Annotated in this window: 9 protein-coding genes and 1 pseudogene; 1 reads left to right on the top strand and 9 read right to left on the bottom strand. The window is 58.3% G+C overall.

Translation table 11 applies throughout. From position 1 onward, the window contains the following. Positions 1-64: 64 nt before the first annotated feature. From ACGYK9_RS18945 to ACGYK9_RS18920, 6 genes are all read right to left on the bottom strand, one after another. Positions 65-1,093 carry an MFS transporter gene (locus tag ACGYK9_RS18945; protein WP_394415190.1) on the bottom strand — a complete coding sequence of 343 codons (1,029 nt, stop codon included), beginning with the start codon at positions 1,091-1,093 and terminating at the stop codon, positions 65-67. A 337-nt stretch (positions 1,094-1,430) separates the two neighbouring features. After that, positions 1,431-1,706 carry a hypothetical protein gene (locus ACGYK9_RS18940; protein ID WP_394422688.1) on the bottom strand — a complete coding sequence of 92 codons (276 nt, stop codon included), beginning with the start codon at positions 1,704-1,706 and terminating at the stop codon, positions 1,431-1,433. A gap of 61 nt (positions 1,707-1,767) precedes the next feature. Then, the gene (locus ACGYK9_RS18935) at positions 1,768-2,055 is read right to left on the bottom strand and encodes a DUF1127 domain-containing protein (RefSeq protein WP_394415184.1); all 288 of its coding nucleotides are present in this window, start codon (positions 2,053-2,055) and stop codon (positions 1,768-1,770) included. 323 nt (positions 2,056-2,378) lie between these two features. Further along, positions 2,379-2,732 carry an MliC family protein gene (locus tag ACGYK9_RS18930; protein WP_394415181.1) on the bottom strand — a complete coding sequence of 118 codons (354 nt, stop codon included), beginning with the start codon at positions 2,730-2,732 and terminating at the stop codon, positions 2,379-2,381. A gap of 410 nt (positions 2,733-3,142) precedes the next feature. Then, a complete protein-coding gene (gene rnk, locus ACGYK9_RS18925; protein ID WP_067936811.1) occupies positions 3,143-3,580 on the bottom strand; it encodes a nucleoside diphosphate kinase regulator in 438 nt (145 codons plus the stop codon). 46 nt (positions 3,581-3,626) lie between these two features. Next, entirely contained in the window at positions 3,627-4,076 is a 450-nt protein-coding gene (locus ACGYK9_RS18920) for a hypothetical protein (RefSeq protein WP_394415178.1), read from the bottom strand. 201 nt (positions 4,077-4,277) lie between these two features. On the opposite strand from ACGYK9_RS18920, the gene ACGYK9_RS18915 reads away from it, so the two are divergent. Beyond that, complete coding sequence (locus ACGYK9_RS18915) at positions 4,278-4,451, top strand: hypothetical protein (protein WP_276155156.1); 174 nt, start codon at positions 4,278-4,280, stop codon at positions 4,449-4,451. A gap of 40 nt (positions 4,452-4,491) precedes the next feature. On the opposite strand, the pseudogene ACGYK9_RS18910 reads toward ACGYK9_RS18915, so the two are convergent. The 3 genes and pseudogenes from ACGYK9_RS18910 to ACGYK9_RS18900 all read right to left on the bottom strand — a co-directional run. Continuing rightward, positions 4,492-4,653: pseudogene (locus ACGYK9_RS18910) on the bottom strand (transposase); the annotation flags it as partial. Positions 4,654-4,698: 45 nt separating this feature from the next. Further along, a complete protein-coding gene (locus ACGYK9_RS18905; RefSeq protein WP_394415175.1) occupies positions 4,699-5,178 on the bottom strand; it encodes a hypothetical protein in 480 nt (159 codons plus the stop codon). 209 nt (positions 5,179-5,387) lie between these two features. Then, positions 5,388-5,933, bottom strand: coding sequence for a hypothetical protein (locus tag ACGYK9_RS18900; RefSeq protein ID WP_394415172.1), 546 nt, complete (start codon positions 5,931-5,933; stop codon positions 5,388-5,390). Positions 5,934-7,105: the final 1,172 nt, after the last annotated feature.

Below are 7,105 nucleotides of genomic sequence, written 5' to 3'. Positions count from 1 at the left end.
GCTTTTTGTCGATGCTCATACGTGGGTCTCCTTATAGAGCAGTTACCACGCCAGAGCACAAAATTCAGGACAGTCCCACCGGCAGCGCCTGCCTACTGTGCGCCGCGATCAGCACGAAGAGCGCGTAGACAACGGCGACGTTGGATTCGGACAGAAAGAACGACGCAGGCCCAAAAACGGACATCAGCTGTGAAGCGAGCAACGGCCCGATCGTGGCGTCGATGGAATAGGTCATCAACAGAGGCTCCGAGGCCGCCACGTAGACCCGCTTCTCCAACCGGTCGAAGGTCTGCGCCACGCAAAGCGGATAAACGCTGCTGATCGCCCCGCCAAAGGACCGCGCCATGGCGATCAGCAAACCCAAAAGCCCACCGCCCGCAAACGCGATGCTCGACAGCCCCCAGGACAGCCCAACCACCAGCAAGAAACAGGATATGACAATGCGCCGGTCGAAGCGATCCGCAAGCATCCCCACGGGCCGCCGAAAGCCAAGACCGCCAAGCACGACCGTGCTCATGAACATCGCCGCCTCAGATACGCTAAGCCCGATCTGCCGCGCGAAGACCACGCCGAGCGCGTAGAAAGACCCGATGAGCATACCGGCGACAGCCACCCCGACGACCCCGACGCGCGACGCGTCGAACAATCTTCGAATGTCAAGTGGCTCGGAAGCTTTCAGGTCCGGCTCGCCCAGACGGGTTATTGCGATGGGGATCAGCGACAGTCCGATAAGCGTCGACGCGATCATTAGATGCGCGCTCCCACCGACGGGGCCGAGGTTGACCCAGGTCTGGCCCGCAGCGATCGCCAGGTAGAAGACCACCATATAGAACCCGAGCACCCGGCCCCGGGTCTCGTTGCTGCTGCGGTCGTTAAGCCAGCTTTCGGTGGAGGTGGTCATGCCGGCGATGCAGAAGCCGTTGAGCAGCCGCGACAGGATTAAGGCCGCGGGAAACGCCACGAAGCCATAGGCCAGACAGACCGCCGCCGTCAGCGTGGCAGATGCCGAGAAGGCGCGGATATGGCCGAGCCGCAGGATAACGCGTTTGGTGTAGAGCCCGCCCAAAACCAACCCCATGTAATAGGCGGCCATCACGATCCCGGTCAGCGCAACCGATTATCCGCCGCCTCCATCCGCAGGGGCGGGATTACGCCAAGCAGGCTGTTGCCCGCAATCATAAGTGCCGTCCCGCCAAAAAGGGCTTTGACCGGGGCGATCAGGGTACGGACTGCATGGACTATTATTGCCTCTTTCAGATCGAGGTCGAGCGCCCCTTTAGGTTCTATTCGCGCGCTTTTCGGAGAATGGAGCTGATAAGAAAGAAAGCCTTGGCGGATGCCGGAGTTTTGAAGGGCGCGTGGTGGACTGGGCGGATCGGCAGCCCGGGCAGGAACACCTTAGTGACCTGTCCGGGCATTGGACTTGAATGTTACCGTATCTCTTCGACCTCCAGTAACCGCCGGGCCGGGGGCATCGCCACTTTGCTCGACTGCATGGCGGAATGCACCGCGGCCAGCCCGAGAAGGGCGGCGATCATGGGCGAGGGAGCCTGGCCCCGCCATGATCTGCTGATCGGAGCGGGCGCGCCGCCATCGTCCTCCCAGCGGGCGATACAGCCGTCCGAGGGGGCGGCAGCTGCGCCACTAGGTTTCGGCTCGAACAATTCCGAAAACAGCTCTTCGAAATCTGCTTGGCAAAGCATCATCTCTTCAATCCACTCGTAGCTTTGGAATACTGCAGCTGCCGGGAATGCGGCCTCCGGCGGCTCACACGTGCTGCTGCTTGAGAGAGGTCGAGCGGTTCTGTGGCAGATCATCGGCCTGCATGCGCTCGACGATCATCGGGATTTCGTCCCGGCGAAGACCGATGTCGCGCAGGACGTGATCGTCCAGTTCACGCAGGGCGGCGATTGTTCTTCGGCGCTGCCAGTTTAGAACTGCCTTGCGCAATATGCGGCGAAGTGTGCCCGGCTTTCCAGAAGTGCGCCCCATAGGCTTTGGCGAGGGAGGAGCAGATCTGAACGGTGAGTAATTGGCGATGAAATAGGCGTACATGACACCCTCCATGACGAGATGGTTGAACCGCGACGGAGGCCGCGCCGTGCTTTGCCACGCGCTTACGAGCGATGGGCCCAAGGGCGCATGCGTCCGTCATGTCGATTGATCCTGCGACCGAATGAACCCCGTGGCTGGAACAGGCTCGCGCCGTTCCGCCCGGGGCTACCGGCGGTTCAGTGTGTTTCCCGCATTCAGCAGGAACCTCGTATGAAGTTTGAACATCGTCATACCTCTGAAATGGGCCACCCCGGGGGACTTATCAAGCGCTCGGGGTGGACTGCGACCTTCTGTCCTGTTCCGGCCAGCGAAGGCCGATTTGGCTAGCGCTCCGGCATTTCGCCGGATTCCTCACATTTCACTTTGGTCTCGTCCATCCGGTTCTCCAAAAGCGCGGTCGTGCCTTTGGTCGATAAGGTGTCGGCCCCTGAGACATAGCGCGCACCCGAGCCGGACACGACGTTGACGAAGATACGCGGGCTGCCGTTGATCTCGGCCAACGCCAGAGCGTTCTCGCCCGCAAGGAGATACTGCACCCGCAACGGGGCGCCGCCGTCACAATCATAGGTCATGGTGTCGAGACTATCGATCCCACCGAGCGAAAGATTTACGGTCGTCTCCGCCGTGACCGGTAGGGCCAAGGCGAAGCAGGCCAGCACAGTTGGGGTAACGCGCATGATATTTCTCCTTTGTGTTAAGAGGTTAAGGGGCAAGTAGTTTGCCCGCCTTAGGCCGCAAGACGCGACGGGCGTCGGGTGCGGCAGGCAGTGCAGGTGAGGGCGGCGGCCCCTTGCAGCGGGATCGGCGCATCGCAGCGGCGGCAATGCACCACCCTCTGCGGCAGCGCCTGCGCGAACTGTGTACGGCAACGGGGACAGCGTCCTGCCGCGGCGCGCGGGATCGCGGCAGCGCAGGACGGGCATTTGGATGGCAAGTGAAGAGACATGGCGTAACTCCGAGCAAGATGGCTGTGCCGATAAGCGGCGGGTTCGCTCCCGGACGGTGCGCCATGCGGTTTCACAGCATGGGTCGACACCCCCCGGGCCGCACATGGTTTTTGCGCGTCCTCATGTTTGGCTCTCTCATGTCACGCACTCTGCAAGGTTTCTTCCTCAAAGGGCGTGACCTTGAGGATTTTCAACTCGCGCCGTTCTCCGCCGCGGGTTTCCCAATGGAACACGGCGTCTTCGGCCAGCCCAATGAGTGCAATGCCGATGGGCGTCATGACCGACACGAGACCCTTTGAGATATCGGCCTCCTGCGGCAGAACCAGCGTGACCCTATGGTTCTTGCCCGTTGCTGCGTCGTGGTAGGTCACTTCGCGCCCCAGATCGACGACATCGGCGCGCAGCCGCGACGGGGAGACGATGCGCGCGCGGCTCAATTCCTCGACCAGTTGTTTGGCCAATTCGGGGTTACGGCGCATCATGCCCTCGGATAGCGCTTCGAGCTCGGCCAGGCGGGTGCTGCTGAGCACGATCTTGGGACGTCGCGGGGAACGGCGTAATTTGGATGAGGTGGTCATCGGAAAACTCCTTGAAAGGGTTGAAATGTCGGGCGGGCGCGGGCGCTTACGCGCCGTGGATGTCCAGCACGACCAGCGTGTCGATCCAACCGTCTTCGCGCAGCAGGGGGACTTTCTGCCGCTTTTGCATGCCCAGCATCGTCGCGCCCAGGAAGGACGTGACCGGGATGCAGCCTGCACCTTCGCCCGGCACCAAGGTCAGCATGCCGCTGCGGGCTTTGCCGCCACTGGTGGCGAAAGCAACATGGCGTCCTGCCACGACGAGGTTGGCCGGTGCTGGTTCGGGCGCGGGGCGCGCCATGCGCAGCTTGTGGCGCAAGAAGCCCTCGATCAGCGTCGGGTTCGGGCAATTCTCGGTAAACCCGAGGCGCAACAGGCGCTCGACCCCGATCCGGTCTGCGCGTGTTAACTGAAACCTGCCTTCGAGCGGCGGGCTCTTGAAGGAAGGTCGATAGGCATTGCTCGCAAGCAGATGTGTGGAATTGGTGATATACATGATGGTCCCCCGGAAAGGATCGCAGTCTCAGTGGAAGGTTTGAGATGGCCCCGGGGGTTGTAGATAAGCCTAAGCGTGCGCCACCCGGGGACGGGGGCGGTTCAGAAGCAGAAACCGAAAATGATTCTCATGCGTGACCATGGCTCAAGTCTAGCCTTTCTCATTGGACTGTCAATCAGGGGGGGGGGGAGCAGAACGCGGTTGATCAACAGCGTGCGAGGACTGGTTGCCGAGATCGGGATCTACATCCCAGGCCGACTGGCCCGGGTAATTGGATTTGCAGAAGACATCACCCATGGCGAGATGCTTGGCCGGCCGGACATCGCCAACAAGGTAATTCGCAACCTGTCAGAACAGCTCATGGCTCTCCACTGACGGATTCGCTGGTATGAAGAGCGCCTAAAGCAGGTCGCTAAAGCATCAATCTACGCCAACGATACAACAGATTGGGGGCCACGCCATTACGACGAGCAACGGTGGAAACGCTATCGCTGTCATAGTGGGTCTCTTCAACGATCCGTAGCTTTTCAGCCGCAGACCAGCGTCGAGTGCGTCCACCATCAGAGATGATTTCCATCTCAGATATAAGCACGTGCTTAAGGCTAGTCTTAATCCTTCTTGATCAATCCATGGTGTCCGGTCGAAATGGGCGCCAGTTCAGGGTGAAACTGGCGCTCAGCCGCACCCTGTCTTCATAGGTCTCACGCTGGCGGTCATAGTCGAAGGCTTGATTTTTAACTGGGGCCATCACGGCCTCACAGTCACCGACAAAGCTGAGCGTGAAGTGATCATCGCTCCACCGGGTCACGATGCTTGCGCGACTCTCAAGCTCGGCACCGTAGGATTGATGAACCTTGAAGTCGCTCCTTTCAGTGTCAGCAAGTTGATTGATGAAGGTAATCCCACCGAACCCGGCGGGCACATCATCAGCGCCGGCTATAGTTACCACGCCGACACCCCCATCTTCAGGACCGCAAGGAATGTCCCTGATTAGGATTTCGGAGCAGGTCTGACCATCACGGTGGCGGTGAACATGCAATATGATGCCAAAAATGTCGCTATTCTCGTACCCCCGGCGCGGAAAGATCGCCTGGCCAGACATCTTGCCGCTTCAGCTCCCAACAAGATTGTTCCCATTGAGTGCGTCATATGCGTCATACTAAGGTACATTCACATCCTTTGACTAAGCCTCGCCAGCCAGCGGGAAGATGTTAACCGTTAAGGCAAGCAGCGCCATCTTAAGACATGACAATCGCATCTGATGGTTCACTGCATCTCCCTCTCATACTGTACTTGCTCAGGTGGTCCTTCTTACCTGCCTTGGCTCAAGGGGGTATCAAAAGTGCCGTCGACTTGCTTGCAATCATCCGGTTCCGCTTCTGAGAAGAAGTCCTCTTTTCGACACAGAAGCGCCGTGAAGCTGCCTGATGCGGCAGAGACTCCATCCGCGAAGGAGAGAGTGTCGAAGAAGACCTGGACTTCGACCTCATTGCCATCACTTATATAGAAAGGTGCGTTCATTCCTTCAGGCCACCAGGATACGGTCTTGTCCATTTGAGGGGCCGAAGCGTTCTCCCCCATGAGGGAAACCTCGAGGGAAAGGACATTGTGCATCCTGCTTTGGACCTGGGGATCATGAGCCTGGATGGTCACCTTTGTCATAGGTCCGAAGGACTGGAAGGAGGCGGTTGCACTTCCCTCGCTCGGCACCGACAGGGTTTCTCCCTGATATGAGGTCCCATTGATGGTTGCTTCTAGCGCGCCAATCGGCTCAATTGCTTGGCCCAAGACCGGCTCTGCGAGCGCAAAGCAAGCACCTATAATGGCTGATGTCATCGTGTTGCGTTTCTTTATCATATCAAAAATCTTTCTGTTGTTCGGCATTACAAAAATGACCAGTCGCCATGCTTGATGCGGAAGATACGGAGCGAGGCTCCAGGTTGTGAAGGATCCGCCCGCAATCGAAACACAGCGATATCCGCCTGCGTAAAATGCTTACTGTCGACGTAGAGTGTGATCATGCCATACAACATCGGATTCTCAGGAGCTGGCCGATTGCATTAGGCACTAAAGCAAGGGCAGGGCTTAATAATTGCCGCCTGCCATTTGGCAGGAATGCGCCGTTGTATAGTAAGACAGGCAGGTGATCTTGTGCCAGTCCGCGCGCGTTATGCGAAAAGGTCTCATTGATAGGGTAATCGGTACCGGGTCCCATTCGGGCATTCGACACGTCATTGGACGCAACGTCGCGGACCTGCCACCCATCGGGTCCACGCCGGTCGATCTCTGCCTCAACTTCAGCTGAAAGCCTCCAAAATAGGAAGGCGCTAGCGATAGTCGCGGAGCGGAGTATTTTCTGTGTCATTGTCAGCCCTTTGGAAATCTCTCTAACTAAGCGCCTCGGCGTGGCAGTATCTGGAGGTCATGCTGAACGCCGAACGCCTTCAGCCGCCATCTACACGAATCAAATAGCAAACATAGCCTGCTGACGCCCCGTTCTTTTAGAGGGGAGGGTTAGTTCTGATATGCTATTCATTGATTGGGCTGGCCCTGGGTTAATTCGAGCTTCTCTTTGTCTCTATTTCGGGATTGATTGTTCTTACGCCAATAGACGACGGCTCTTGCTCGACCGTTAGCGCACTCGGCCTGCCGTCGTAGGGCAATTGTAAAATTCAGATCTTAGTCCAAGGTTGAGGAGCAGGGCATCATCTCTTCCTAGCTCGGAATGAAAAACGAAGCGCTTTTTTACGTTCGTTCCGGTCTGTGGTTCTTGGTTCGCCGCGTCAAAAGGGCAATCGCGGCCTTGCAAGAGTTGGGCGACCACGTTCTGAACAACATTGATCTTCATCGCGAGGTTTCGTTGACCGTGAGACACGCGTAAACAGATACGCAGTGCAAGAACGACTTAACAGGCTGCTTCTGTGGTTGCCGCCCGTAGTGCAAGAAATTTCTGACCGTTCGAGCATGTGATCGAGTGCGAACTTCTGTCAGGCCTCAGTATGCGACATTTCCAGAAGCCGCGGGCCGGG

The organism is Sulfitobacter sp. 1A15258 (assembly GCF_043557045.1).
Classification (GTDB): domain Bacteria; phylum Pseudomonadota; class Alphaproteobacteria; order Rhodobacterales; family Rhodobacteraceae; genus Sulfitobacter; species Sulfitobacter faviae.
This window is presented reverse-complemented; position numbering and strand designations above follow the sequence as displayed.